At 38.3% G+C, this 25,291-nt stretch carries 24 protein-coding genes, 1 tRNA gene, 1 other RNA gene and 1 riboswitch; of the genes, 17 read left to right on the top strand and 9 right to left on the bottom strand.

What is annotated here, in order from left to right; genetic code table 11:
* Positions 1 to 18: 18 nt before the first annotated feature.
* Together lysS and AC6EI0_RS06970 are read left to right on the top strand one after the other, a co-directional pair.
* Positions 19 to 1,539, top strand: a complete 1,521-nt coding sequence (lysS, locus tag AC6EI0_RS06975) for a lysine--tRNA ligase (RefSeq protein WP_498521869.1) — start codon at positions 19 to 21, stop codon at positions 1,537 to 1,539.
* 41 nt (positions 1,540 to 1,580) lie between these two features.
* A complete protein-coding gene (locus tag AC6EI0_RS06970) occupies positions 1,581 to 1,838 on the top strand; it encodes a DUF8660 family protein (protein ID WP_498506222.1) in 258 nt (85 codons plus the stop codon).
* A gap of 62 nt (positions 1,839 to 1,900) precedes the next feature.
* On the opposite strand, the gene smpB is transcribed toward AC6EI0_RS06970, so the two are convergent.
* On the bottom strand, positions 1,901 to 2,398 hold the full coding sequence (smpB, locus tag AC6EI0_RS06965) for an SsrA-binding protein SmpB (RefSeq protein WP_498521868.1): 498 nt from the start codon (positions 2,396 to 2,398) through the stop codon (positions 1,901 to 1,903).
* Between the two features lie 47 nt (positions 2,399 to 2,445).
* On the opposite strand from smpB, the gene ruvB reads away from it, so the two are divergent.
* The 5 genes from ruvB (at position 2,446) to thiC (ending at position 7,318) form a co-directional block, all read left to right on the top strand.
* Positions 2,446 to 3,516: a Holliday junction branch migration DNA helicase RuvB gene (ruvB, locus tag AC6EI0_RS06960; RefSeq protein WP_498521867.1), complete on the top strand. Its 1,071-nt coding sequence runs from the start codon at positions 2,446 to 2,448 to the stop codon at positions 3,514 to 3,516.
* Entirely contained in the window at positions 3,513 to 4,289 is a 777-nt protein-coding gene (locus AC6EI0_RS06955; protein WP_498521866.1) for a tetratricopeptide repeat protein, read from the top strand. The genes ruvB and AC6EI0_RS06955 overlap by 4 nt, the downstream gene beginning before the upstream one ends.
* A gap of 2 nt (positions 4,290 to 4,291) precedes the next feature.
* On the top strand, positions 4,292 to 5,476 hold the full coding sequence (locus AC6EI0_RS06950; RefSeq protein WP_498521865.1) for an amidohydrolase: 1,185 nt from the start codon (positions 4,292 to 4,294) through the stop codon (positions 5,474 to 5,476).
* 12 nt (positions 5,477 to 5,488) lie between these two features.
* A complete protein-coding gene (locus AC6EI0_RS06945; RefSeq protein WP_498521864.1) occupies positions 5,489 to 5,710 on the top strand; it encodes a DUF3188 domain-containing protein in 222 nt (73 codons plus the stop codon).
* A gap of 60 nt (positions 5,711 to 5,770) precedes the next feature.
* A riboswitch (TPP riboswitch) is annotated at positions 5,771 to 5,874 on the top strand.
* 43 nt (positions 5,875 to 5,917) lie between these two features.
* Positions 5,918 to 7,318: a phosphomethylpyrimidine synthase ThiC gene (gene thiC, locus AC6EI0_RS06940; RefSeq protein WP_498521863.1), complete on the top strand. Its 1,401-nt coding sequence runs from the start codon at positions 5,918 to 5,920 to the stop codon at positions 7,316 to 7,318.
* A 59-nt stretch (positions 7,319 to 7,377) separates the two neighbouring features.
* Here thiC and tkt read toward each other — a convergent pair whose 3' ends face one another.
* Genes tkt through acpP form a run of 3 tightly spaced genes read right to left on the bottom strand, consistent with a single transcriptional unit; the run spans position 7,378 to position 10,941 of the window.
* Positions 7,378 to 9,390: a transketolase gene (tkt, locus tag AC6EI0_RS06935; RefSeq protein ID WP_498521862.1), complete on the bottom strand. Its 2,013-nt coding sequence runs from the start codon at positions 9,388 to 9,390 to the stop codon at positions 7,378 to 7,380.
* A gap of 53 nt (positions 9,391 to 9,443) precedes the next feature.
* Positions 9,444 to 10,691, bottom strand: a complete 1,248-nt coding sequence (gene fabF / locus AC6EI0_RS06930; RefSeq protein ID WP_498521861.1) for a beta-ketoacyl-ACP synthase II — start codon at positions 10,689 to 10,691, stop codon at positions 9,444 to 9,446.
* A 7-nt stretch (positions 10,692 to 10,698) separates the two neighbouring features.
* Entirely contained in the window at positions 10,699 to 10,941 is a 243-nt protein-coding gene (acpP, locus tag AC6EI0_RS06925) for an acyl carrier protein (protein ID WP_011295529.1), read from the bottom strand.
* A gap of 195 nt (positions 10,942 to 11,136) precedes the next feature.
* Between acpP and psaC the strand changes: the two genes are divergently transcribed.
* Both psaC and glmS read left to right on the top strand, forming a co-directional pair.
* Positions 11,137 to 11,382: a photosystem I iron-sulfur center protein PsaC gene (psaC, locus tag AC6EI0_RS06920; RefSeq protein ID WP_011295528.1), complete on the top strand. Its 246-nt coding sequence runs from the start codon at positions 11,137 to 11,139 to the stop codon at positions 11,380 to 11,382.
* Between the two features lie 67 nt (positions 11,383 to 11,449).
* Complete coding sequence (glmS, locus tag AC6EI0_RS06915) at positions 11,450 to 13,354, top strand: glutamine--fructose-6-phosphate transaminase (isomerizing) (protein WP_498521860.1); 1,905 nt, start codon at positions 11,450 to 11,452, stop codon at positions 13,352 to 13,354.
* A 65-nt stretch (positions 13,355 to 13,419) separates the two neighbouring features.
* Here glmS and AC6EI0_RS06910 read toward each other — a convergent pair whose 3' ends face one another.
* Entirely contained in the window at positions 13,420 to 14,877 is a 1,458-nt protein-coding gene (locus tag AC6EI0_RS06910) for a mannose-1-phosphate guanylyltransferase/mannose-6-phosphate isomerase (protein WP_498521859.1), read from the bottom strand.
* 52 nt (positions 14,878 to 14,929) lie between these two features.
* Complete coding sequence (rimM, locus tag AC6EI0_RS06905) at positions 14,930 to 15,460, bottom strand: ribosome maturation factor RimM (RefSeq protein ID WP_498521858.1); 531 nt, start codon at positions 15,458 to 15,460, stop codon at positions 14,930 to 14,932.
* Between the two features lie 45 nt (positions 15,461 to 15,505).
* Here rimM and AC6EI0_RS06900 point away from each other — a divergent pair, with 45 nt between their 5' ends.
* Positions 15,506 to 15,691, top strand: a complete 186-nt coding sequence (locus tag AC6EI0_RS06900; protein ID WP_498521857.1) for an NAD(P)H dehydrogenase subunit NdhS — start codon at positions 15,506 to 15,508, stop codon at positions 15,689 to 15,691.
* Between the two features lie 27 nt (positions 15,692 to 15,718).
* Here the strand turns inward: AC6EI0_RS06900 and rnc are convergent, their stop codons facing one another.
* Both rnc and rnpB read right to left on the bottom strand, forming a co-directional pair.
* On the bottom strand, positions 15,719 to 16,471 hold the full coding sequence (gene rnc, locus AC6EI0_RS06895; RefSeq protein WP_498521856.1) for a ribonuclease III: 753 nt from the start codon (positions 16,469 to 16,471) through the stop codon (positions 15,719 to 15,721).
* A gap of 74 nt (positions 16,472 to 16,545) precedes the next feature.
* An RNA gene (rnpB, locus tag AC6EI0_RS06890) (RNase P RNA component class A) lies at positions 16,546 to 16,949 on the bottom strand.
* 35 nt (positions 16,950 to 16,984) lie between these two features.
* Here rnpB and AC6EI0_RS06885 point away from each other — a divergent pair.
* From AC6EI0_RS06885 to AC6EI0_RS06875, 3 genes are all read left to right on the top strand, one after another.
* A tRNA-Arg gene (locus AC6EI0_RS06885) sits at positions 16,985 to 17,058 on the top strand.
* A gap of 100 nt (positions 17,059 to 17,158) precedes the next feature.
* Complete coding sequence (locus AC6EI0_RS06880; RefSeq protein ID WP_498521855.1) at positions 17,159 to 17,497, top strand: DUF8670 family protein; 339 nt, start codon at positions 17,159 to 17,161, stop codon at positions 17,495 to 17,497.
* 36 nt (positions 17,498 to 17,533) lie between these two features.
* Positions 17,534 to 17,986, top strand: coding sequence for a DUF8661 family protein (locus AC6EI0_RS06875; protein WP_498523515.1), 453 nt, complete (start codon positions 17,534 to 17,536; stop codon positions 17,984 to 17,986).
* A 4-nt stretch (positions 17,987 to 17,990) separates the two neighbouring features.
* Here AC6EI0_RS06875 and AC6EI0_RS06870 read toward each other — a convergent pair whose 3' ends face one another.
* A complete protein-coding gene (locus AC6EI0_RS06870) occupies positions 17,991 to 20,510 on the bottom strand; it encodes a glycogen/starch/alpha-glucan phosphorylase (RefSeq protein ID WP_498521854.1) in 2,520 nt (839 codons plus the stop codon).
* A 165-nt stretch (positions 20,511 to 20,675) separates the two neighbouring features.
* Between AC6EI0_RS06870 and AC6EI0_RS06865 the strand changes: the two genes are divergently transcribed.
* The 4 genes from AC6EI0_RS06865 to AC6EI0_RS06850 all read left to right on the top strand — a co-directional run bounded on the left by AC6EI0_RS06865 (position 20,676) and on the right by AC6EI0_RS06850 (position 25,265).
* The gene (locus tag AC6EI0_RS06865; protein WP_498519963.1) at positions 20,676 to 22,049 is read left to right on the top strand and encodes a cation:proton antiporter; all 1,374 of its coding nucleotides are present in this window, start codon (positions 20,676 to 20,678) and stop codon (positions 22,047 to 22,049) included.
* A 115-nt stretch (positions 22,050 to 22,164) separates the two neighbouring features.
* Complete coding sequence (locus AC6EI0_RS06860; protein WP_498521853.1) at positions 22,165 to 23,076, top strand: alpha/beta fold hydrolase; 912 nt, start codon at positions 22,165 to 22,167, stop codon at positions 23,074 to 23,076.
* A 3-nt stretch (positions 23,077 to 23,079) separates the two neighbouring features.
* Complete coding sequence (locus tag AC6EI0_RS06855; protein ID WP_498521852.1) at positions 23,080 to 23,937, top strand: aldose epimerase family protein; 858 nt, start codon at positions 23,080 to 23,082, stop codon at positions 23,935 to 23,937.
* 143 nt (positions 23,938 to 24,080) lie between these two features.
* On the top strand, positions 24,081 to 25,265 hold the full coding sequence (locus tag AC6EI0_RS06850) for an alpha-hydroxy acid oxidase (protein ID WP_498521851.1): 1,185 nt from the start codon (positions 24,081 to 24,083) through the stop codon (positions 25,263 to 25,265).
* Positions 25,266 to 25,291 lie beyond the last annotated feature (26 nt).

The raw sequence follows: 25,291 nt of genomic DNA, 5'->3' as shown, positions 1-25,291 counted from the left end.
CCGTATGTATGAATTGCCTTGTCTGAATTAAGAGATACCCGCCTTGAGAAGGCAAAAGCACTAAAAAGCCTTGGACAAGGTCCGTATGGCTTAAATTTTAAACCTACTTATTCTTCCTCTGTTTTACAGGAAAAATACGCAGACTTGCCAAAGGGAGAAGAAATAAGAGAAGAAGTTTCCATTGCAGGGCGAATAACTTCTAGGAGAGTGATGGGCAAACTCGCTTTTTTTACTCTTGCCGATGAGACAGGCACTATACAATTATTTTTAGAAAAGGCTACGTTAAATCAAAATAAAAATAGCGAAAATGCAAAGAATAATTTTGAGATTATTACCTCCCTTGTTGACTCTGGTGATTGGATAGGAGTAAGTGGAATATTGAGGAGAACTGATAGAGGTGAACTCTCTATCAAAGTCTTTGAGTGGTCGATGTTGTCAAAATCTTTACAGCCTTTACCAGATAAATGGCATGGTCTTGCCGATGTTGAAAAGCGGTACAGGCAAAGATACTTAGATTTAATTGTTAATCCTCAATCAAAAAAAACTTTTCGAACCAGAGCTTTATTAGTTAGTTCAATTCGACGATGGTTAGATGAAAAAGATTTTCTCGAGATTGAGACCCCAGTTTTACAATCAGAGGCCGGTGGTGCTGATGCAAGGCCTTTTATAACTCACCACAACACTCTTGATTTACCTTTGTATTTGAGAATTGCAACAGAATTGCATCTTAAAAGACTTGTGGTGGGGGGGTTTCAAAGGGTTTATGAACTGGGAAGAATTTTTAGAAATGAAGGTATTAGCACGCGACATAATCCGGAATTTACTTCTGTTGAAATTTATGAAGCTTTTTCAGACTATTTTGACATGATGGAATTAACAGAAAAATTACTTTCTTCAGTTTGCGAAAAAATTTGTGGATCGACCAAAATTAATTATCAAGAGCAAGAAATAAATCTGACCCCCCCGTGGAGAAGGGCCACGATGCATGAATTAGTTAAGGAATTCACTGGAATTGATTTTGAGTTGTTTGGAGATAAAGTTTACGATGCCAGGGCTGCAATGATTCAAGAAGGCCTTCAAGCGCCTGAAAAGGCTGACAGTGTTGGGAAACTGTTAAATGAAGCTTTTGAGCAAGTAGTAGAGCCTAAGCTGGTTCAACCTACATTTGTGATGGATTATCCAATTGAGATTTCTCCATTAGCCAGAAAACATAGGACTAAGAAAGGTTTAGTTGAAAGGTTTGAACTTTTTATTGTCGGTAGAGAAACTGCTAATGCGTTTAGTGAGTTAATTGACCCTATTGATCAAAAAGAACGTTTACTTTTACAGCAGGCGCAAAAAGAGGCAGGTGATCTTGAGGCTCACAGCTTGGACGAAGATTTTATTAATGCTCTTGAAGTTGGAATGCCTCCCACAGGAGGCCTTGGTATAGGGATAGATAGGTTTGTAATGCTATTAACTGATAGTCCTTCAATTAGAGATGTCATAGCTTTTCCGCTTTTGCGACCAGAATCAAATTTAAAACAAACTGGAAAGTGACCCGTCAGAGTGGATAATAGGCGAGTAAGTATTTTGTTCAGATGAGTGGCGAGAGAGTTGGTTTTCGCTTCAAGCACGCAGATGCTGTTGTGAAACGGAATCCCCAAGGGCGTTCAAGACGCGGTTGGGTTATGGAACCTGTTGAACAAACGACAAGCAGGGGGACAAAAATGCCTGCTTATCGTATTAGATGGAGAGATAGTGAGCGTCCTGAAATTGTTTTACAACATATGCTCATTGCGGACCCTGATCCAACACCTCCACCAGAAAATGTTATTTTAGATGTTAGTGATAATTGAAGAATACATTATTTGATTTTTAGATCAATCTTTAATAGGTGATATTAATAAATTTCTCCCTTTTAAAAACGTTTTAGTGCATTAGCTACATCTCTTTTCGAGTCATTAACTTTCTCTCTATCCCTTTTGTCATGTAGCTTTCGCCCTCTTCCTATTCCAATTTTCAACTTTATCCATGAGCCTTTGAGGTAAAGACTTAAAGGTATTAATGCTAAACCTTTTCTTTCTAAATCTATTTTTAATTTTTTTATTTCTTTTCGATGTGCAAGAAGTTTTTTGATTCTTAGAGGTTCGTGATTGAAAAACTTACCGGCATGATTATGAGGCGATATGTGAACATTATGAAGTTGAATTTGATCTTTTTTAATTAAACAAAACCCGTCTTTTAAGTTTACTTTCCCAGCTCTAATTGACTTAACTTCAGTTCCAAGAAGCTCTAAGCCGGTTTCAAGTGTTTCCAGGATTTCATACTCGTATCTTGCTTGTCGATTTTCAGCTAAGCGACGATTTCCATCAACTGAGGAAATTTTTTTGGATTTTTTCTTTCTTTTTTTGCTCATTTTTCTATATACCTCCTTTTTTGTGGATAAGCCACTACCCTTCGTTCATGGCAATTGTGTCTTCAATTACTAATCATTCACCTCTTCCCAATGATAAAGGAGAGGAAAGATTAGTTGGCTCTACTCTTTTAAAAGAGGAGATTAAATTATCTCGGCAAGATTCACTTAGGCCTAAATCTTTTGATGAATTCGTGGGTCAATCTGAGTTAAAGAAGGTTCTTGAAATATCGGTTAAAGCATCATTGACGAGAGGAGAAGCATTAGATCATTTAATGCTTTATGGGCCGCCTGGATTGGGAAAAACAACTATGGCTTTGGTTATTGCTGAGGAATTAGGAGTTAAAGCTAGAGTTGCAAGCGCACCAGCACTTGAACGTCCAAGAGATATTGTTGGATTATTGATAAATATGCAGCCGCGTGAATTGATATTTGTTGATGAGATTCACCGACTCAATCGCATATCTCAGGAACTTTTGTATCCAGCTATGGAAGATAGAAGGTTGGATTTAACTGTAGGCAAAGGTGCTTCCTCAAGGATGCGATCAATCGAAATCCCGCCTTTCACATTGGTTGGAGCCACTACAAAGCCTGCTGCGTTGAGCTCCCCTATGCGAGATCGCTTTGGAATAACTCAGCGACTGGACTTTTATAATTACCTGGATCTTGAAAACATAATTAAAAGATCTGCGAGCCTTATAAATTTGTCAATTACGGAAGAAGCATCTCATCAATTAGCCAGAAGAAGTAGAGGTACTCCCCGAATTGCGAATAGGCTTATACGAAGAGTAAGAGATTATGCAGAGGTGCATTCCTCTTCCAAAACTATTGATGTACAACTTGTTAATGATGCCCTTGATCTACATCGAGTCGATCAAAGAGGATTAGATGCCACAGATAGAAGTTATCTGGGCCTGATAGTTAATCAATTTCAAGGTGGACCTGTAGGACTTGAAACATTGGCAGCTGCGCTAGGAGAGGATTCAACCACTCTTGAAACCGTAGTTGAGCCTTATTTAATGCAAATTGGTTTTTTACAAAGAACTGCCAGGGGAAGGGTTGTTACTCCAGCGGCTGAAAAACATTGTCTTCTTACTTCAACAAATAAAATAGACAAATGATCAACATATCAGTTGTAAAGGTTTTACTTCTGCTTTCTATTGTTTTTGTACCATTTGCGTCGCAAGCCAAGGTGCTTCCTAAATACTTATTCGAGAAGGCTCTTCAAGAAAGTAAGAATGGAGATTTTATTCAAGCTGAAAAAGATTGGAGTTCTTATTTGAATGAAAATCCAAATGATGCGGCTGCATTAAGTAATAGAGGAAATATTCGTCTTGCTCTCGGTGATCCTAAGGGCGCAATAACAGATCAAACCATGGCCATAAAAATTTCACCTGAAAATTTAGACCCTTATCTGAATAGAGGAATTGCTGAAGAAGCTTTGGAGCGTTGGGAAGACGCTAGTAATGATTACAAATATGTTTTAGAGAGGAATCCTAAAGATGTTTCGGCATTATACAACTTAGGTAATGTAATGGGCTCTATGGGGAATTGGATTGAGGCGAAGAGATTATTTTCTCAAGCTTCATCTTCCAATTATTCTATTGCAATGGCTAGCTCTAGTGAGGCGCTTGCAATTTATCAATTGGGTGATTTTGAACTCGCTGAAAAAAAAATTAGAATATTAATTCGTAAATATCCCTTATTCGCAGATGCTAGAGCAGCACTAAGTGCTCTTCTGTGGCGTAAAGGCTTCACAGGTGAAGCTGAAAGTAATTGGGTTGCAGCTTCTGGACTAGATATTAGATACCGTGATAAAGATTGGTTACTGCATATCCGCCGTTGGCCTCCAAAACCTACAAATGATTTGATTGCATTTCTTGCGTTGGATTAAAGATGAAAGATTTAGGTAAAAAAATTGAAGTTTTGTCTAAGGAGATGCTTCCTGACTTTATTAGGTCAAGACGTCATCTACATGCTCATCCAGAATTAAGTGGTCAGGAATATCAAACAGCTGCTTTTGTAGCTGGGGAGCTGAGAAAAGCAGGTTGGGAGGTAACAGAAGCAGTTGGTAAAACAGGCGTGGTTGCTGAAATGGGTAAAAAAAGCGGACCTGTTATTGCCTTGCGAGTTGATATGGACGCTTTGCCAATCGAGGAGAGAACTGGCTTGGATTACTCTTCTTCAATTCAAGGCTTGATGCATGCATGCGGGCATGATCTGCATACTTCTGTCGGCTTGGGAGTGGCAAAAGTATTAGCAAACAATAAATTTACAACTTCTCGAATCAGAATAATTTTTCAACCTGCTGAAGAGATTGCACTTGGTGCAAATTGGATGAGATCTGAAAAGGTACTTGAGGGAGTTCATGCTCTCTTTGGTGTTCATGTTTATCCAGATTTGCCAGTTGGAAAAATTGGAATAAAAAGTGGTACTTTTACAGCCGCCGCTGCTGAATTGGAAATAGATATTATTGGAAAAGGAGGTCATGGAGCTAGACCCCATGAAGGCACAGATGCAATTTGGATCGCGGCAAAAGTTATCAGTGAACTTCAAGAGGCTATTAGTAGACAGTTAGATGTTCTTAAACCAGTAGTTATAAGTTTTGGGAAAATTTCCGGAGGCAATGCTTTTAATGTAATTGCTGAGAGAGTTAAGCTTCTTGGAACAGTAAGATGCTTGGATAGCCAACTTTATGAAAAGTTGCCTCAATGGATAGACAAAATAGTTCAAAATATAGTTAATAATTATGGAGCTAAAGCTAATATAAATTTTAAGTCAATAGCGCCTCCAGTTTATAACGACCCTGATTTAACTAATTTGTTATCTGAGTGCGCGAAGAATTTTATGGATCCAGAAAATATTGTCTATTTAGAAAATCCCTCATTAGGTGCTGAAGATTTTGCTTTCTTTTTGCAAGATGTACCTGGGACGATGTTTCGATTAGGAGTTGCCGGAGATCAAGGTTGTGCTCCATTACATAGTGGATATTTCTCTTTGGATGAAAGAAGTCTGGAATTAGGAATAAAAATTTTGTCTCAAACAATAGTTATGGCTACTAAAACTCTTCACAACATATAGGGTCTTAATTTTATGAACAGATTGGGTAATCCATTAATTTCAATTTCAGCACCTTTGCTAATTTTACTAGCAATTACTGGTTTTTCACATAGAGAGGGCAAAGATAAAATCCAAGTAATACCTGCATTAATAGTTGGAAGTGGATTGGTTTTGACTGGGGGAGTTAGAAGATTAAGGCGAAGACGAATGTTGTTTTTAGAGATTAAAAAGGAAATGAATAATCAAAAATTTTAAATAGAAATTTTTTATCTATAAAAACTTTAGGGTTTAGTTGGTTATTTCGAGCTAGTTTGTAATTATCACTAGGGGTGCCATATCGCTTCAAGGTATGGCTGAGATCACACCCTCTGAACCTGATCTGGTTCGAACCAGCGTAAGGAAAGTGAAATATTGTGATCTTTGCATAATGCTCCCTTTCTTTATTCAATAGCTTTTTAGTTCATGCGGAATTCATGGGTTGCTTCCAGAAAGGGTAAAAAAAACGTTTCTCAGATGCATTTTGCTCGCAAAGGCGAAATCACTGAAGAAATGTTATTTGTAGCAAAGCGTGAAAATCTTCCAGAGACTTTGATTATGGAAGAGGTTGCGCGTGGTCGTATGGTTATCCCTGCGAATATTAACCATACGAACTTAGAGCCGATGGCAATAGGTATTGCCTCTACTTGTAAAGTCAACGCAAATATTGGCGCTTCCCCAAATGCAAGTGATGTCAGCGAAGAATTAAAAAAGCTTGAGCTTGCTGTTAAATATGGCGCAGATACCCTTATGGATCTGTCCACTGGAGGAGTTAATTTAGACGAAGTCCGAACTGCAATTATAAATGCCTCCCCTATCCCTATTGGGACAGTTCCTGTTTATCAAGCTTTAGAAAGTGTTCACGGATCTATTTCAAGGTTAACTGAGGATGATTTTCTACACATCATCGAAAAGCATTGTCAGCAAGGTGTTGATTATCAAACTATTCATGCTGGCTTATTGATTGAACATCTACCTAAGGTTAAAGGTCGCATTACTGGAATAGTTAGTCGAGGCGGTGGAATTCTTGCTCAATGGATGCTTTATCATTACAAGCAAAATCCTTTGTTTACTCGTTTTGATGATATTTGCGAAATTTTTAAACGCTATGATTGCACTTTTTCTCTAGGCGATTCACTAAGGCCTGGATGCTTGCATGATGCATCTGATGAAGCTCAACTTGCTGAGTTGAAAACCTTGGGTGAATTGACTAGACGAGCTTGGAAGCATGATGTCCAAGTTATGGTCGAAGGGCCAGGTCATGTACCGATGGATCAAATTGAATTCAATGTTAGGAAGCAAATGGAGGAGTGTTCAGAAGCTCCTTTCTATGTTCTAGGTCCATTGGTAACAGATATATCCCCTGGTTATGACCATATTTCAAGTGCTATTGGTGCAGCTATGGCAGGTTGGTACGGTACCGCGATGCTTTGTTACGTAACACCTAAGGAACATCTTGGCTTGCCAAATCCTGATGATGTTAGGGAAGGTCTAATTGCTTATAAAATTGCTGCTCATGCTGCAGATGTTGCAAGGCATAGATCTGCAGCGCGAGATCGTGATGATGAATTAAGCAAGGCTAGGAAAGAATTTGACTGGAACAAGCAGTTTGAATTGTCATTGGATCCAGAGAGAGCTAAGCAATACCATGACGAAACCTTGCCCGAAGAAATTTTCAAAAAAGCAGAGTTTTGTTCAATGTGCGGTCCTAACCATTGCCCAATGAATACAAAAATCACAGATGAAGATCTTGATAAATTAAACGATCAAATCAAGTCAAAAGGTGCAGCTGAATTAACTCCCCTAAAGTTAAACAAAGAAAAATAGTTCTTTGTTTAACTTGTTTAAATGGATTAACTAACTGTTTGCTAATTGCAAAGATTAATTTATTTGTTGAGTAGATTTCTAGATTTTTCTAGTACGTTCTCAACTGTAAATCCAAATTTTTCCATACATAATCCACCTGGTGCAGATGCTCCAAAGCTATTCATAGTAACGCTATCTCCATCAAGACCGATATATTTATGCCATCCGAAGCTCTCTGCGGCTTCAACTACTATGCGTTTTCTGATGTTAGAAGGTAAAACTTCTTCTTTATAACTGTCGCTTTGTTCTTCAAAAAGCTCTACACATGGCATAGAAACTACACGCACTTTTTTACCTTCTGAAGTTAGTTTTTTCGCTGCTTGGACACATAAATCAAGCTCAGTTCCAGTTCCAATAAGTATTAGATCAGCTTTGCCATCGCAATCTTCTAGTACATATCCACCTAAAGCAACTTTTTCTACTGATGAATTTTGTTGATTCACCATGCCCTGCCTACTTAGGCACAAAGAGCTTGGTCTCTTACGACTCTTAATTGCAACTTTATAAGCGCCACTGGTTTCATTACCATCACCTGGACGGAAAACCATCATATTTGGCATTGCTCTAAGTGAGGGAATGGTTTCTATTGGTTGATGTGTTGGCCCATCTTCACCAACACCTATTGAGTCATGGGTTAAAACATAAATAACGCCAAGCTCACTGAGAGCTGAAAGACGCATCGAGCCTCTCATATAGTCTGCGAAGACTAGGAAGGTTCCACCATAGGGTATTAGACCACTGTCGTGATATGCAATACCATTAAGAATGGCTGCCATCGCATGCTCTCTGACACCAAAATGCAAATAACGTTTTTCAGGACTTTCATATTGAAAAGACCCTGTTTCACCTTTTATATCTGTGTAATTTGAGTGTGTTAAATCCGCAGAACCTCCTATAAGTTCAGGAAGGTTAGGCCCCAGAGCACCTAAACATATTTGAGAGTGTTTTCTTGTGGCAAGGCCCTTATCATCAGCTGAATATGTAGGTAAATCTTTATCCCACCCTTGAGGTAGCTCCCCTCTAAGCATCCGTTCAAATTCAGATGCTTCAGCAGGATACTTTGCCTTGTAATCCGTAAGTGTTTGATTCCATTTAGACTCAAGTTGGGAACCTCTTTCAATAGCTTGACGGTATTGGTCATATACATCTTGAGGAATTTTAAAAGGTTCGTATGACCAATCAAGTTCTTTCCTTGTAAGTTCTGCTTCTTCTTCTCCAAGAGCTGCTCCATGGATCCCAGCTGTATCACTCTTATTTGGAGAGCCAAATCCGATGGTTGTCGTAATTTTTATAATTGAAGGCTTATCTGTAACTGATTTTGCTTTTTCTATTGCTTTAGAGATGCCTTCTACATCTGTATTTCCATCAGGTATTTCTTGAACATGCCATCCATAAGCTTCGTATCTCTTTAATACATCTTCTGTGAATGATACATCTGTTCTTCCATCAATTGTGATGCTGTTGTCGTCGTATAGAGCGATTAATTTCCCAAGCTTTAGATGACCTGCAAGAGAACAAGCTTCTGAAGCTATTCCTTCTTGATTACATCCATCCCCCATAATTACGTATGTGTAGTGATCTACAACTGTTGAATCAGGCTTATTGAATTTGGCTGATAAATGGGCCTCTGCTATTGCAAGTCCCACTGCATTAGAAATTCCAGCTCCCAGTGGTCCTGCAGTGACTTCAACTCCCGGTGTCTCGAAAGTTTCTGGGTGACCAGGAGTTTTTGCACCCCATTGTCGGAATTGTTTTATGTCCTCCATTGTTACGGAGTCGTAGCCTGTTAAATGCAAAAGGGCATACAACAACATGCACCCATGTCCTGCAGAAAGGACGAATCTGTCTCGGTTAAACCATTTCGGATTTTTTGGATTATGACGAAGATGTTTGTCCCATAATGCGTATCCCATCGGTGCACAACCCATAGGAAGTCCTGGATGGCCGCTATTTGATTTATTAATTGCGTCAACTGCGAGCATTCTGATGCTATTGATGCATAGTGTGTCTAGAGAATTAGTCAGGGCAACCATTTTGAATTAGTGAGTGGAAAAAATTTTAAAGTGGACAGTTAAGACGACATTGATTAGATCATTTGTCGAAAAGCTAGACAGACATTGTGACCGCCAAACCCGAAAGAGTTAGATAGTACGACGCCTAATTTCTTTTCTCTTGCCTTGTTGGGAACATAATCAAGATCACAATTTGGGTCGGGATTGGAATAATTAATTGTTGGCGGAATTATTTCATGTTTTATTGCTAAAACACAAGCAACGGCCTCTATGCCACCTGAACCTCCCAATAAATGACCCGTCATTGATTTTGTTGAGCTCGTGGGGACTTGGAATGCATGGTTCCCTAATGCAGTTTTAATTGCAGAAGTTTCATTGCTGTCATTGGCTGGAGTACTTGTTCCATGAGCATTGATGTAATCGACTTGCTCAGGATTGATTTTCCCATCATTTAATGCGAGTTTGATGGCCTCTGCACCTCCTACTCCCCCTGGCGTAGGTGATGTGATGTGATGAGCATCACACGTGGTTCCATAACCAATTATTTCTCCATGTATTGTTGCGTCTCTTTTTAATGCATGTTCAAGAGTTTCTAAAATTAGTACTCCTGCTCCTTCTCCAATTACGAATCCATCTCTTTGAGAATCAAATGGTCTGCTCGCTGTGGATGGATCGTCATTCCTAAATGATAGGGCTTTGGCACTCGCGAAACCTGCTACACCTAGAGGAGTAATACTTGCTTCTGCTCCGCCACAAACCATTGCATCTGCTTTGCCTAATTGGAGAAGTCTGAATGCATCACCAATAGCATTTGATCCTGCAGCACAAGCAGTTGAAACCGCTGAACTTGGCCCTTTAGCCCCAAGTGCAATCGCTGCAAGACCAGTAGCCATGTTTGGAATCATCATGGGCACGGTAAATGGACTTACTCGACTAGCTCCTTTGTTATTTAAAACATGTGCTTGAGTTTCCATCGTCAGCAACCCACCAACTCCCGATCCAATAATTACTCCAATTCTTGCGGAATTAGAATCGTCAATTATTAAACCTGAATGATTCAGTGCTTCTTTTGCAGCAATAACTCCAAATTTTGAGAAGCGATCCCATCTTTTGGATTCTTTTGGCTCTAGTATGCCTTTTGGGTCAAAACTTTTTACCTCTGCTGCAAATCTGCAGGCATGGGAAGAGGCGTCAAAGAGTGTTATTTGATCTACCCCATTTTGACCTGATTGAAGGCCTTGAAGGTAACTTTCTATGTTGTTGCCAATGGGAGTAATGGCACCAAGACCTGTAATAACAACTCGATGGAGGTTCTCCATCATTTAAACCTCAAGACTGTTTTTCTTCGATGTATTTGACTGCATCCCCGACAGTGGCAATGCCCTCTGCAGCTTCGTCAGGGATCTCTATGTCAAATGCTTCTTCGAGCGCCATTACTAATTCGACAGTGTCGAGAGAGTCTGCGCCGAGATCGTTTTGGAAATTTGAATCCGGTTTTACTTCACCGGCTTCAACGCTAAGTTGTTCTGCGACGATAGAACGAACTTTTTCAAGGATTGCTTCCTGGGACATAACCTTCTTAGACCTGACTTCTAATCCTACGGGTTAATGTGTCTACTTCGAAAAACCTTTTTGCATTAGAAACAACCTAAGTTGACACATAGTAATAAATGCTCTGTTACCAAAAGTATCAGAACTGATCAAAACCCACAGTTTCATTAAACAGAGAGTATAAAATTTTACATATACAAACGATTCCAAAGACAGTTGTCTCACGCAGTCAAAATCTACGACACTTGTATTGGCTGCACCCAATGCGTAAGGGCTTGTCCACTGGATGTTCTTGAAATGGTCCCCTGGGACGGCTGTAAGGCTTCTCAGATAGCCTCATCTCCAAGAACTGAAGATTGCGTTGGGTGTAAGCGGTGCGAAACTGCTTGCCCAACTGATTTCCTCAGTATTAGGGTTTACTTAGGTGACGAAACAACTAGAAGTATGGGATTGGCCTACTAATAATTAGTTATTTTTTTCTTCAACGTTTATTTTATATATAAATAATTTGTAAATTTATTTTCAATTTATGTGTGGCATATTTGCTGTTATTGGATCTACGGAAGTCTCTTCTAAACTTATTGATGGGCTGAGAAAACTTGAATATCGAGGTTATGATTCTGCTGGGATAGCTACAATTGATAATTCAAAAAACGATCAAATTGGAAAACTTAATATCATAAAATCCCAAGGAAAACTGATTAATCTTGCAAATTTAATTAAAGAAAAGCCTCCCAAAGGTTATGTAGGTATTGGCCACACCAGATGGGCTACTCATGGTAAACCTAACGAGAGGAACTCACATCCTCACCTTGATTCTTTAGCTCAAATTGCAGTAGTGCAAAATGGAATTATTGAAAATTACAGGGATTTATCTAAAAGCCTGAAACTCAAGGGAATTAAATTTACCTCCGAAACTGATACTGAGATAATTCCACATTTAATCGGGCTTGAATTAGAAAAGTCTTTAGCTAATGGGCTTTCTCAAAATGGACAAACATTATTAATAGCTGTTCAAAAGGTTTTGACTTTATTAGAGGGGACTTATGCCATAGCCGTGATTTGGGCAAAGGCTCCAAATGCTTTAGTAGTGGCTAGCGGACAAGCACCATTGGTTCTTGGCTTTGGTGAAGGTGAGTTTTTTTGTGCAAGTGATATTCCAGCATTAGCGAAATTTACGCGAACATTTTTACCGTTAGAAGATCATGAAATTGCACTTTTAACTCCATTAGGAATTGAACTTTATGATAATGAGGGAAATAGGCAGCACAGACCACCATCGCTTCTAGAAGGAACAGAGTTATCTGCTGATAAAAGGAATTTCCGTCATTTTATGCTGAAAGAAATTTATGAACAGCCAGAAAGAACACAATTATGGATAGAAAGATTTTTGCCTATGGATTTGCCCTTGAAGAATTCATTGGCTTTACCGATTTCAAAAACTGTCCTCGAAAAGATTGAACAAATACAGATACTTGCCTGTGGCACAAGCAGACATGCAGCTATGGTAGGTGCTTATTTGTTGGAACAGTTTTCAGGAGTATCAACAAAGGTATTTTTTGCAAGTGAATTTCGATATGCTCCGCCTCCACTTTCGCCAAACACTTTAACAATAGGAGTCAGTCAATCGGGGGAAACGGCAGATACTTTAGCTGCATTGAGGATGGAAAAAGATAGAAGAGATTCAATTGACGATGCTAATTTTTCTTTTCATCATTTGGGAATTACTAATAGAGTTGATAGTTCATTTGGTCGCGAACTTGAAAATGTCATTGATATTGGATCAGGGATCGAAATAGGTGTCGCAGCAACTAAAACCTTTCTGGGGCAAATGTTGTCTTTTTATGGCTTAACTTTGTTGTTTGCCTCTCATAGAAAAAAAAGAACTCCTCAAGAAATTTTGGACCTCTCCAATGATTTGAGATTAATTCCTAAACAGCAAACAGAACTTATAAAAAAGCATGACTCTCTCTCACAGGAAATAGCACACATGTTTGTTGAAACAAAAGATGTGATTTTCTTAGGTAGAGGTATAAATTATCCAATTGCACTTGAAGGTGCTCTAAAACTTAAGGAAATAAGTTACATTCATGCTCAAGGCTATCCGGCTGGGGAGCTGAAACATGGACCAATAGCACTATTAGATCAACATGTTCCAGTGGTTTCTATTGCAGCTCCAGGTGTGGTCTATGAAAAAGTTCTCAGTAATTCGCAAGAGGCGAAAGCTAGAGATGCTCGTCTAATTGGAGTCTCAACAAGTAGTCCGGAAGCAGAAATGTTTGATGAATTGTTTACTATTCCAAAAGTTAGTGAATGGGTTAGCCCTCTTTTGACTGTTTTACCTCTGCAGTTATTTAGTTATCACATAGCAGCTCATAAAGGTTTAGATGTTGATCAGCCTAGGAATTTGGCAAAAAGTGTAACTGTAGAGTGATTTTACTTTTTAATAATTTTATTTAATTAATCTATCCAATTTAAATAATTAAACTATAGTTTTTATTAATTAATATTTTTTATTCTGCCGTAGTAATCTTCAAAACGGACAATATCATCTTCGTCTAAATAAGTACCACTTTGCACTTCAATTAGCTCAAGTTTCATCCTTCCTGGATTGCTTAATCTATGTTTGCAACCTAAAGGAATAAATGTACTTTCATTTTCACTTAAAAGTTGTTTTTCCCCATTCTTTTCTATCAATGCTGTTCCATTAACTACTACCCAATGTTCAGCTCTATGGTGATGCATTTGTAAAGAAAGAGAGGCTTTTGGCTTTACTTCTATCAGTTTAACTAGCCATCTTTTTCCCTCAACTATTGTAGTGTAATTACCCCAGGGTCTATAAATTTTCTTGTGAACTTTACCTTCCGGAAAATCTTTTGAACTTAATCTTTTTACGATATTTCCAATGTTTTGAGATTGATCTTTACTTGCTACTAATATAGCGTCGCTTGTATCCACAACTATTAGATTTTCTATCCCTATTCCTATTATAAGACGCTGTTCGCTTTGTAAAAAACAGTTTTTACTTTTTTCAGCTATTATTCTCCCATTTATATAGTTTCCATCATTGTTTTTTTGACTGATATCCCATAAGGATTTCCAACTTCCTATGTCACTCCATCCAACATTTAATGGAAGAACCGTTCCTAATTTCGTTTTTTCCATTACTGCAATATCTATAGATACTTTTGGACATTTCTTAAATGACTTTGGTTCTAATCTTAGAAAATCAAGATCTAATACATTTTTCTCAATAGCAATCTTGCAATAATTAATTATTTCTGGCGAAAATTTTTCTAATTCTTTTATTATCGAACTCGCTTTAAAAAGAAACATACCACTATTCCAAGTGTAACGAGAATCTTTGATTAGTTTCTCGGCTAGATCTTTATTAGGTTTTTCTATGAATTTTTTTATTTCTAGTCCTGTTGTTTGATCTTCTTGATTAGGTGATTCTTTGGCTTCAATATAACCGTAACCTGTTTCTGCGCATGTTGGAATGATACCAAAAGTCACTAGTCTGCCTTTATTTGCATATGTTTTTGCTGATTGAATTACTCTTTTGAATTCATCGATATTTTCTATTAAATGATCCGCTGCCAAAATTAAAAGCAAAGGATCTTTACCTAAAGAAATTGCTTGAAGCGCAGCCACCGCTATCGCTGGAGCAGTATTCCGACCTTCTGGTTCTAGAATGATTGCTTGGGGAGTTGTATTTAGTTCTCTAAATTGCTCTGCAACTATAAATCTATGATCTTCGTTACATATCAATATCGGTTTTTCAAGCTCCTCTAAACCTAGAAGCCTTTCATAAGTGCTTTGTAAAAGAGTTTGTTTTTTTCGTGAATCTAGTGCTAGAAACTGCTTTGGATAACTTTCTCTTGAAAGTGGCCACAATCTTGTTCCTGATCCACCACTAAGAATTACAGGAATTATTGAGTTAGGATTTATTTCCATGAAGAACTTTGTAAACCATTCTTGAAGTACTGATTAAAAATCTGAATGATTTTTAGAGTTCCAATAAGCCTGGGGGTGGATTGATGAGCAGCCATTTTTTTTTGATTTCTATTTCTGGGATAATTTCTTTAACAAAAGGTACCAAAACTTTTTTACCTTCTAACAACTCTATCTCTAGGAGGTCGTTCCCTCCCTTGATTAAGTCAGTTACATAACCAATTAAAGTCTTTTTTGGACCTTTTCTTGCTTCTAAACCAATCAAATCAAAATAATGGTACTCACCTTGACTCAATTTTGGTCTGCTATCTATTGGTATGACTAATTTCCATCCAACAATTTTTTCTGCTGAACTCCTATTAGATACTTCTTCGATAGAGAGTACATAGATTGATTTACCTGGAATAAGCTTTCCTTTTGTTAAATTAATTTCCGTGGGCAATTCGTTGTTTTTTTGAATCCAACGTTTTCCCGGTTTTGTAAACCTCTCAGGAAATTCACTGCTAGGCTTGATTCGAATATCGCCTTTTAAACCCTGCGGAGCAACAATTTCACCAATTGACATCCATTTGTCTTTTTCGATCATTCTTATAAGTAGACTTTTTAGAAGTTTATTTTAATATGTTTAATTATGACTGATTCAAAAGACCTTATTCTCCCTGGTACAACAGTAATTGTTAATAACCAAGAGTCAATTTATAATGGTTACGAAGGCTTTGTTCAAAGAATAAGTGGTAATAAAGCGGCAGTGCTTTTTGAGGGTGGTAATTGGGATAAATTATTGACACTACCTTTAAAAGATCTTGTTAAAAGTTAATGAATACTTTTCAAATTAATTACATCGTTACTTACTGATTTGCTTAATAAAATTATCATCAAGTTGCTTTAGAGCTTTCTTTGCGGCATCTTTCTCTGCTTGTTTGATTGACTTTCCCATACCTTCTGCTATTGATAGATTTTTGATATAAACAGTACAAAAAAATCGTTTTGGATTGTCATGCTTTTTATCTACTTCAATTGTTTTATAAACGGGAATAGATAATCCTTGACTTTGGGTCAATTCTTGAAGAGCTGATTTGTAATTTTTCTTATGAGGATCAGCTAGAACTTCTTTACTAGTTTCATCCCAGAATGGAAGAAGCCAATTTTTTATAGGATCTAGAAGAGCCAGACTTTCATACAAAGCTCCTATTAATGCCTCAGTTGCCTCTGCTTGAATAGTTGCATTTGCTGATTTATCTCTGATTGCTTTCTTGCCAATTAATAAAACACTTTTTATATTTATTTGATTACCAACTTCCGCTAGCCACTGATCACTTACAAGATGAGAACGAAGTTCAGACCTTTCTCCAACTTGCATATATGGATATTTATTTTTTATGAAATCTGATGCAATGAGTCTTAATACTGCATCTCCAAGAAATTCAAGATTCTCATAATTAATTTCATTATTCGCTGAACTATGTGTTAGTGACTCATTAATATATAAAATATTCTTTATTTTTTCTTTGGTAAATTCTTTTTGATATTTTGGATCTAGATTTAGACCTTTTAAAAAATTAATTATCTCTTCTATTCTTTGAATTGAAATTTGCATAATTATTTAAAGCAAATAATTTAATTTATGAAAAAATAGGATTTTGCCTGTAATTTCTTTGTATCAGATTAATTAAGTGAAAGCAGGTCATAAGCCGGGTTCTGTTCATTCTTCTTTCTTTAGAAAGTGAATGGGTAATCATCTATCTGGGACTAACGTTGCCGATAGCCTCGAGCGGCTCTCCTTGGGGACAAGGTCTATGGCCATCCAGAGTCCCCCGCCTTGCTCCTAGCCGGGGTTTACCTAGCCAGCACCTCTCGATGCTGCTGGTGCGCTCTTACCGCACCTTTGCACCCTTGCCGCGCTTGTTGGGATTTCCCCATTAAGCATTAGGCGGTGTGTTTCTGTGGCACTATCCTCACGGTCACCCGCACTGGGAATTACCCAGCAAGCCTGGCCAAATAGGAGCCCGGACTTTCCTCAATCAATGCTTCAGCTTTTTGCTGAAGCATTGATTGCGATCACCTCCCCTGCTTTCCACTCCATCATGCCTCAAGGCATAATTAATTTCAGGGGGCTGTAGCTCAGTTGGATAGAGCGACGGTTTCCTAAACCGTAGGTCGTGGGTTCGAGTCCCGCCAGCCCCGTGCGAAAAAGGAATTAAAACTAAAAATATGTAGTCCTATATGTGGTGGGTGTGCAAAATCTTTACTCTCTCGCTAGCGTTGATGTAGTGAATCAGTCAAGATGGCCCAGCTTCACGATCTTCGCTTGCGATTACTTGTTCAACAAGAAAGTGAGCAAATATCTAAATCGCAACCAAGTGATTTAGATTTATCAATTGTTCAAGCTAGATGCTTATGTTGGTTAACACTTTTGGCTGAAGCACACGAAGATCAAGCTAATGATGCAGAAGAGAGAGGTGATACAGAACAAGCCATGGGATGGTTCGCAGATTCAATGAGATTACGTGATGTTATTCAAGTGGTTACTAGCGTTGAAATACCTTTGCCTGAAAGCTCAGATGCTTATAATAATGATGTCGAAGGAGACTTCTTTAATGATGAGCCCCCTATGAGGGCCTAAAAAATGCAATTATGGTTATCAGCTGCCTTGATCAAGGTGCCTGAGGAACCATGCCAATGTCCAGATTGCCTAAGATTTTATCGGGAACATGATCGTTTGATTAGAGAATTTCCCACTTTGCGTAAACAACAAGAGATTAATTGGGCTGCTCTTCAATCTTTTAGAACATTATGTGGAAGAGTTTTAGAAGAGTTGCAAAAAAAAATTAATTCAAATTCAAACAATAAATCTGAGGAAAATAGTCACATAGGGTCTATTGAGAAAAAAGAAAAATCTATTACACAAGTAATCTCTGATCTAGAGAATGTTAATGCTCATCTATATTCCATTGAGGCTTTAATGGAAAGAGTTTTCGATGTTAAAGTTTCCGAGGAAGTTGAGGATATATTTAGAGAGGTTGCTGGTGAACTGGCTCCAGACCCCTTAAATATTGATAGATTAAGATTAAATAGATTATTACATCAAACCCCTGACTTGCCTGAAAAGTAGGGATTTATTTTTCACAACTTATTTCTACTGGTAACGGTTTAACTTTCCAGATAGATTGACAATATTCCCTAATAGATCTGTCTGATGAGAAAAAACCGGATCTTGCAGTATTTAATAACGCCATGCGATTCCATTTTTGACTCTTTTTCCAGGCCTTACTAACCTCATCTTGTGCACGAAGGTAATCATCAAAATCTGCCATCACAAAGAAAGGATCATTCCCAGTCAAAATATTAATTATTGGTTTAAATAGCTCACTATCACCATTACTAAAATGCCCAACTTCTATTAATTTTAGTGTCTCTTGTAGTTCATTTGATTTGGAAATAAAGTTATTTGGACGATACCCTTGATCTCTTAATTCCATGATCTCTGACTCTGTTTTTCCAAACAAAAAGAAGTTTTCTTCTCCTACTCTTTCTCTGATTTCTACATTTGCTCCATCAAGGGTTCCAATTGTTAAGGCACCATTCATGGCGAATTTCATATTTCCAGTACCTGAAGCTTCTTTGCCAGCAGTTGAAATTTGTTCGGAAAGATCAGTAGCTGGATATACTTGCTCTCCTAGTTTTACATTGTAATCAGGCAGAAAAACTACCCTTAGTAATCCCTCCATATCTGGATCAGCATTGACTACATCAGCTATGCCATTTATGAATCGAATCATTAATTTCGCCATGAAATAACCTGGCGCAGCTTTACCCCCAAAAATGATCGTACGGGGTGCAATATTTTTTGTTAATCCATTTTTAATCCTCAGATATTGAGCAATGACTTGCAAAGCATTTAAATGCTGTCTTTTATATTGGTGAATTCTTTTAACTTGAACATCAAATAAACTCGATGGATCAACAAGAACACCTGTTTGTCGATGTATGTAACCAGCAAGTTTTCTTTTGCCAGATAATTTGGCTGAAGCAAACAGATCTAAAAAATTAGAGTCATTTTCTTTTTTTTCTAATTCACGTAATAGATCCATATTGGTAATCCAATTGGGACCAATTTCTTTGTCAAGAAGTTTAGAAAGTTCAGGATTTGCTAGAGCAACCCATCTACGAGGGGTTACGCCATTTGTGACGTTAGTGAATTTTTCAGGCCATAGCTCTGCAAATTCAGGTAGTAATTGCCTCTTGATTAAATCTGAATGTAATGCAGCTACTCCATTTACATGATGTGCTCCAATTGTCGCTAAATGAGCCATTCGTATGGCTTTTCCACCTTCTTCATCAATAATTGAAAGTTTACGTAAAATCGAATCGTTTCCTGGATACTTAAGTCTTACTTGTTGCAGGAATCTCCTGTTTATCTCGTATATAAGTTCCAGATGCCTGGGTAATAAATTTCTAAAAAGGCTGAGGTCCCATTTCTCAAGAGCTTCAGGTAGCAAAGTATGGTTTGTGTAAGCAACAGATCTATTAGTGATTTCCCAGGCTTTATCCCAATCCAATCGATGTTGATCGATTAAAAGTCTCATTAACTCAGCGACAGCAATTGCTGGATGGGTGTCATTAAGTTGAACAGTCCAATGATCTGGAAATTCATCGACAGGTATTGATCGCTTTTCTAAACTTCGCAGCATATCTTGCAGAGAACAACTTACAAAAAAGTGCTGTTGCTTCAAGCGCAATCTTCTTCCTTCATCAGTTCCATCATTCGGATATAACACCTTTGAAAGGGTTTCTGAGGCTACTTTCTCTTCAACAGCACCGTAATAATCTCCAATGTTGAAAGCATAAAAATCAAAACTTTCGGTTGCATCAGCTCTCCATAACCTTAAGCGATCACAACTATTAACTCGATAACCAAGTACAGGGACATCATGTGGAACACCTATCGCATGTTCGCTTGGAATCCATCTGGATCGATAATTTCCATTATCGTCTGTGTAACTCTCTGTCTGTCCACCAAAACCGACTAAACAAGCTTCGTCTGGTTGTGGCAATTCCCAAGGCCACCCTCCTTTCAGCCATTTATCAGTAACTTCCACTTGCCAACCATCTCTGATTAATTGGTTGAAAATGCCAAATTCGTACCTTATTCCGTAACCAACTGCAGGGACCTGAAGACTTGCGAGTGACTCCATGTAGCAAGCTGCAAGTCTACCCAAACCTCCATTTCCGAGCCCAGGCTCTTCCTCGACTTCCAAAATGTCATTTAGAGATTCAATTCCAAACCTTTTAAGAGCTTCTTCTGCTTCTTTTTTTATCCCTAGATTTAATAAATTATTATTAAGTTGAGGTCCTATTAGGAATTCAGCGGAAAGATATGCGACTGTTTTTTGAGGTCTTGCCCGTATTGTTTCCTGACTTGTGAGATATCTGCTCATCAATCTGTCTCTCACAGCAAAACTTAAAGCCATGTAGAGATCTCGAAGACTTGCTGATGTAGCGAGTTTGCCGAGAGTGAAAAAAAGATGTTCAGTCATTCCATCGAAGACTGCATCAGCATCCATGCCAGCCCTAACAGGATCTGCATAGCATCCTGGGGTCGGCAGACGCAGATCTATAGACTGGGAGCTGCTCATAAAGGCATCAAATGTTTTTGGACGCTAGCCAATATCGACCAAGTAAGCTGTTAGTAACTTCAGATCCACACCTTATTGGTTAAGTCACCTTTGATACTTAAACCAAATAGGCCCCATGATTAGGTAATTTATGTCATATAAGAAAAGGCTTTTGCTGGACACCTGATGGTATTAACTCCTTTAGTCTCTGTACTAAATACACATGATGTAGAGGTCGCGGAAACTCTAATTGGGGTCATTAACTTCTTAATGATTTTTGTGGCTGCTAGGACTTTGGCAGAAATCTTGGTGCGACTAAGTTTGCCTACGATTGTTGGAGAACTTCTTGCAGGGGTTTTAATTGGTGCCTCAGGATTACATCTTTTATTGCCGCCCAGTGCACATGCTGAATTAAATCAAGGCTTTGTATCTCTGATAAGTTCTCTTGCATCAATACCAAAAGAAGCAGTTCCGGATATCTATTTTGAAACTTTTCCTTCATTACAGGCAGTCGCAACATTAGGGCTTTATGCATTGCTATTTCTTACTGGTTTGGAGAGTGAATTAGAAGAATTAGTGGCAGTGGGAGCACAAGCCTTCACAGTTGCAATGGCAGGAGTTATTTTGCCATTCGCTTTTGGAACTTTTGGATTAATGTTTATTTTCCAAGTAGATATTATTCCTGCGATATTTGCTGGTGCATCCATGACAGCTACGAGCATAGGGATAACAGCAAGTGTTTTTGGTGAGCTTGGATATCTAAAAACGCGTGAGGGTCAGATTGTTATTGGTGCAGCCGTGCTGGATGACATTCTTGGAATTGTGATTCTTGCCGTTGTAGTTGCTCTTGCAACAGGGGGTTCGCTTCAAATAGCACCTATTGTCAAATTGGTGTTAGCTGCAACTGTTTTTGTTATTGCTGCAATTGCCTTGAGTAGAACAGCCGCTCCAGCTTTTGATTGGTTACTAGAAAGGCTAAAAGCGCCAGGTGCGGTTGTAGTCGCATCTTTTGTGATATTGGTTTTAAGTTGTTTCATTGCTACTGCAATTGGTCTAGAAGCAGCATTGGGGGCTTTCGCAGCAGGGTTGATTCTCAGTAGTTCAAAGAATAATCACGCGATACAACAATCTGTTTTGCCCTTGGTTTCACTATTCGCAACAATTTTTTTCGTATTAGTTGGTGCTGGAATGGATCTTTCAGTAATCAACCCTTTAGATCCCGAGAGTCGATCTGCTTTAGTTGTGGCAGGTTTCCTTTTTCTTGTAGCAATTGTTGGAAAGATTGCAGCTGGATGGTCATTCATTATTGATAAACCAACAAATCGATTAGTTGTTGGTTTGGGAATGATGCCTAGAGGAGAAGTTGGATTGATTTTTCTTGGCTTGGGAACAAGTGCTGGTTTGCTTACCCCCTCTCTGGAGGCTGCGATTTTGTTGATGGTCATTGGAACAACATTTTTGGCTCCTGTTCTACTTAGAGTTGTCCTGAAAGATAAGCCACCTTCAGGAGGTAATTCCATTCCTGATGAGGTTGCTGCGGATCCTGTGGGGTTAGTCTAAAAATTTTTTAAATTGCTAATTTTTAGGTGAGGAAATTTCGAAAAAAAGAAATAAAATAACCAATCTATTCTTGCCAATGATTTACTAATATCGGACTGAATCAGTTTATTCTTAGATGGTTTCCTCAGTAGTAGAAAAAAATCTTTCTGAATGGAAATTCTTAGGACATTCTGTTCACAGTTTGAGCATTGTACCTGCTTCGCACACAACCAAGACTGACAAGGAAAAAGGGCCGGCGATTCTTTTAATCCATGGTTTTGGTGCATCAACAAAACATTGGAGGCATAACTTACCAGTACTCGGGAAGCAGTATGAAGTTCATGCCTTGGATCTTCTGGGCTTTGGTAAAAGTTCTAAACCCGGAGGTCTTTCTTATGGAGGTCCGCTTTGGAGAGATCAAATAGTCTCTTACGTAAAAGAAAACATTCGGAGACCCACAATACTTGTGGGCAACTCCCTTGGGGGATATGCAGCGCTTGCTAGCGGCGCTGCATTGGGTGCCGATGCAGCAGGTGTTGTGTTATTGAATGCAGCTGGTTATTTTAGTGAAGACAAAAAGCCGAATAAAGGATTTTGGGCTACTGCTAGAAAAACTGTTGCTGGGATCTTTCTCAAAAATATCTTATTGCAAAGGATAATTTTTGAGAATCTTAGACAGCCCTCGACGATTAAACGTACCTTGAAGCAAGTTTATATAGACACATCAAACGTTGATGATGAATTGGTAGAAGCTATCCGAAAACCATCTTTGGATGCTGGGGCTTTCAATGTATTCAAAAGTGTTTTTGATCCTGCAGGACCTCAGGGAAGACCACTGGATGAATTGTTTGCTCAGTTGAAAGCACCATTATTACTGCTCTGGGGCAATCGAGACCCTTGGATGAATGCACCTGGTAAACGAGCGACTTATAAAAAACACACCCCAGTAAATACAAAAGAAGTTGTTTTAGATGCTGGTCATTGTCCTCATGATGAAGTTCCCGATCAGGTTAATTCTGCTCTCTTAGAATGGATTGATCAGCTTTAACCCATGCCCATTAGTTTTTCGAAGAGGACAAATCCTTATCCTCATTGGGAATACTCAAATACTGAATATGATTCATCCATAAGAATTGTTCCTGAAAGAGGAGGCTTGATTACTGAATGGCGAAGCGAAGGCAAAGACCTTTTGTATTTTGATTTAGATCGTTTTCTCGATGAAGACAAAAGTGTCAGAGGTGGAATACCTATCCTTTTCCCCATCTGTGGTGATTTATCTGAGAGTTATTTAATTGGTGGTAATAAGCATTGTTTGAAACAGCACGGATTCGCAAGAGATTTACCTTGGTCAATTGATTTATTAGAAGATAAATCAGGAATCAGATTAAAGCTAGTTGATACAAAGGATTCGCTGTCTTGTTTTCCTTTCTTTTTTACCTTATTGATGGACGTTTCCTTGAAAGAAAAAACTCTTCACATATCTGTTAAGATTTGCAATCAGAGTCGAGACTGTATGCCCTTTAGTTTTGGCCTGCATCCATACTTTCAAGTTTCAAATTTACAAAAAATAAAGATTGATGGTTTGCCTAAAAAATGTATTGATCAAACAAATATGAAAGTTACGAATTCCTCTGACCAAATAAGAATTTTAGATAAAGGAGTTGATTTCGTTTCTTATCCTTCTCGTTTGGTTAAACTATACGATTTTCAATCTAGAAACGTAATTGAATTAATTCACCAAGACCCAATGGATACAACTGTAATATGGACTGATCCACCAAGGAAAATGGTTTGTCTTGAACCTTGGACTAGTCCAAGGAATTCATTAGTAACGGGAGATCGAAAACTTGAAATTCAACCAGAAGAATATACAGAATTATTTACTACTTTTAAGCATAATTCTTTTTAGTTGTCTAACTATTGATGCGTATAATTTGTAACTAATTAAATTGTAATTTATAATTTTTGTATGACAAATATTTCAATATTTTTTCGTTTTTGCATCTATGATCAATATATTATAGATTCATCATTCATGAATTGTGATGAATAATGTTAGGAGCAGATGTTTCCTCTCCAGGCGTACTTAATATTGAGGACCTCAGGTCTAGAGCAAAGAATCGTCTACCGGCGATGGTTTTTAACTATATAGATAGTGGTGCAGATAGAGAACAAACACTTTCACAAAATTGCAACGCATATAATGAAATTCTATTTAGACCTAGATGTGCAGTTTCTGTTCCATCGTGTGATCTTGGAATATCTGTTTTAGATCAGAAATTTCAACTTCCTTTCTTGTTGGGACCAGTAGGGAGTAGCAGGATGTTTTATCCCCAAGGAGAAGTGATTGCGGCTAGAGAAGCAGGAAAAGCCGGAACAGGTTATACATTGTCGACCCTCTCAGGTTGCTTGTTGGAGGATGTTAAAGCGGCTACAAACGGTCCAGCTTGGTATCAGCTTTATTTGCTAGGTGGTAAAGAAGTCGCGTTAAAAACAATTGCTAGAGCTAAAGAGGCAGGATTCTCAGCAATAGTTGTAACTATTGATACGCCCGTATCTGGTTTAAGGGAAAGAGATATGCGATCAGGAACACAACAGCTTTTATCAATGAATCCTTTTGAAATGCTTCCATATATTCCTCAAATTTTAGTTAAACCATGCTGGATGACTCAATGGTTAAGTGATGGCGGCTTAATGAGTTTTCCAAATGTTCAACTTGATGATGGCCCTATGAGATATACGGCAATTGGACCTGCTTTAGAGCAATCAGTTGTTACTTGGGAGGATCTTCAATGGATACGCGAAGCGTGGGGTGGAAAAATTATTGTTAAAGGAATACATATTGGTGATGACGCAAAAAAAGCTGTAGAGCTAGGTGCTGATGCGATCGTTATTTCTAATCATGGAGCTAGGCAACTTGATAGCGTTGCTCCCACGATCCGTGTTTTACCAGAAGTTTTAGCTGCAGTTGATGGAAAGATAGATGTGTTGCTAGATGGAGGTATTCGCAGAGGTAGTGATGTAGTGAAAGCATTATGTCTTGGCGCGAAAGGAGTTTTAATAGGTAGAGCCTATGCGTATGGACTTGCCGCTGCAGGAGGTAAAGGTGTTGCCAGAGCTATAGAAATTCTTCAAACGGATATAGTGAGAACAATGAAACTATTAGGGTGTGGGTCTGTTGCCGATTTAAATAAGTCTTATATTCAAGTTCCTGAAAGTTGGGAGAGATTAGAATAAATCGTTGATTAAATAATAGATTAATG

The sequence above is a fragment of the Prochlorococcus sp. G5PB11 genome, assembly GCF_059772425.1.
This window is presented reverse-complemented; position numbering and strand designations above follow the sequence as displayed.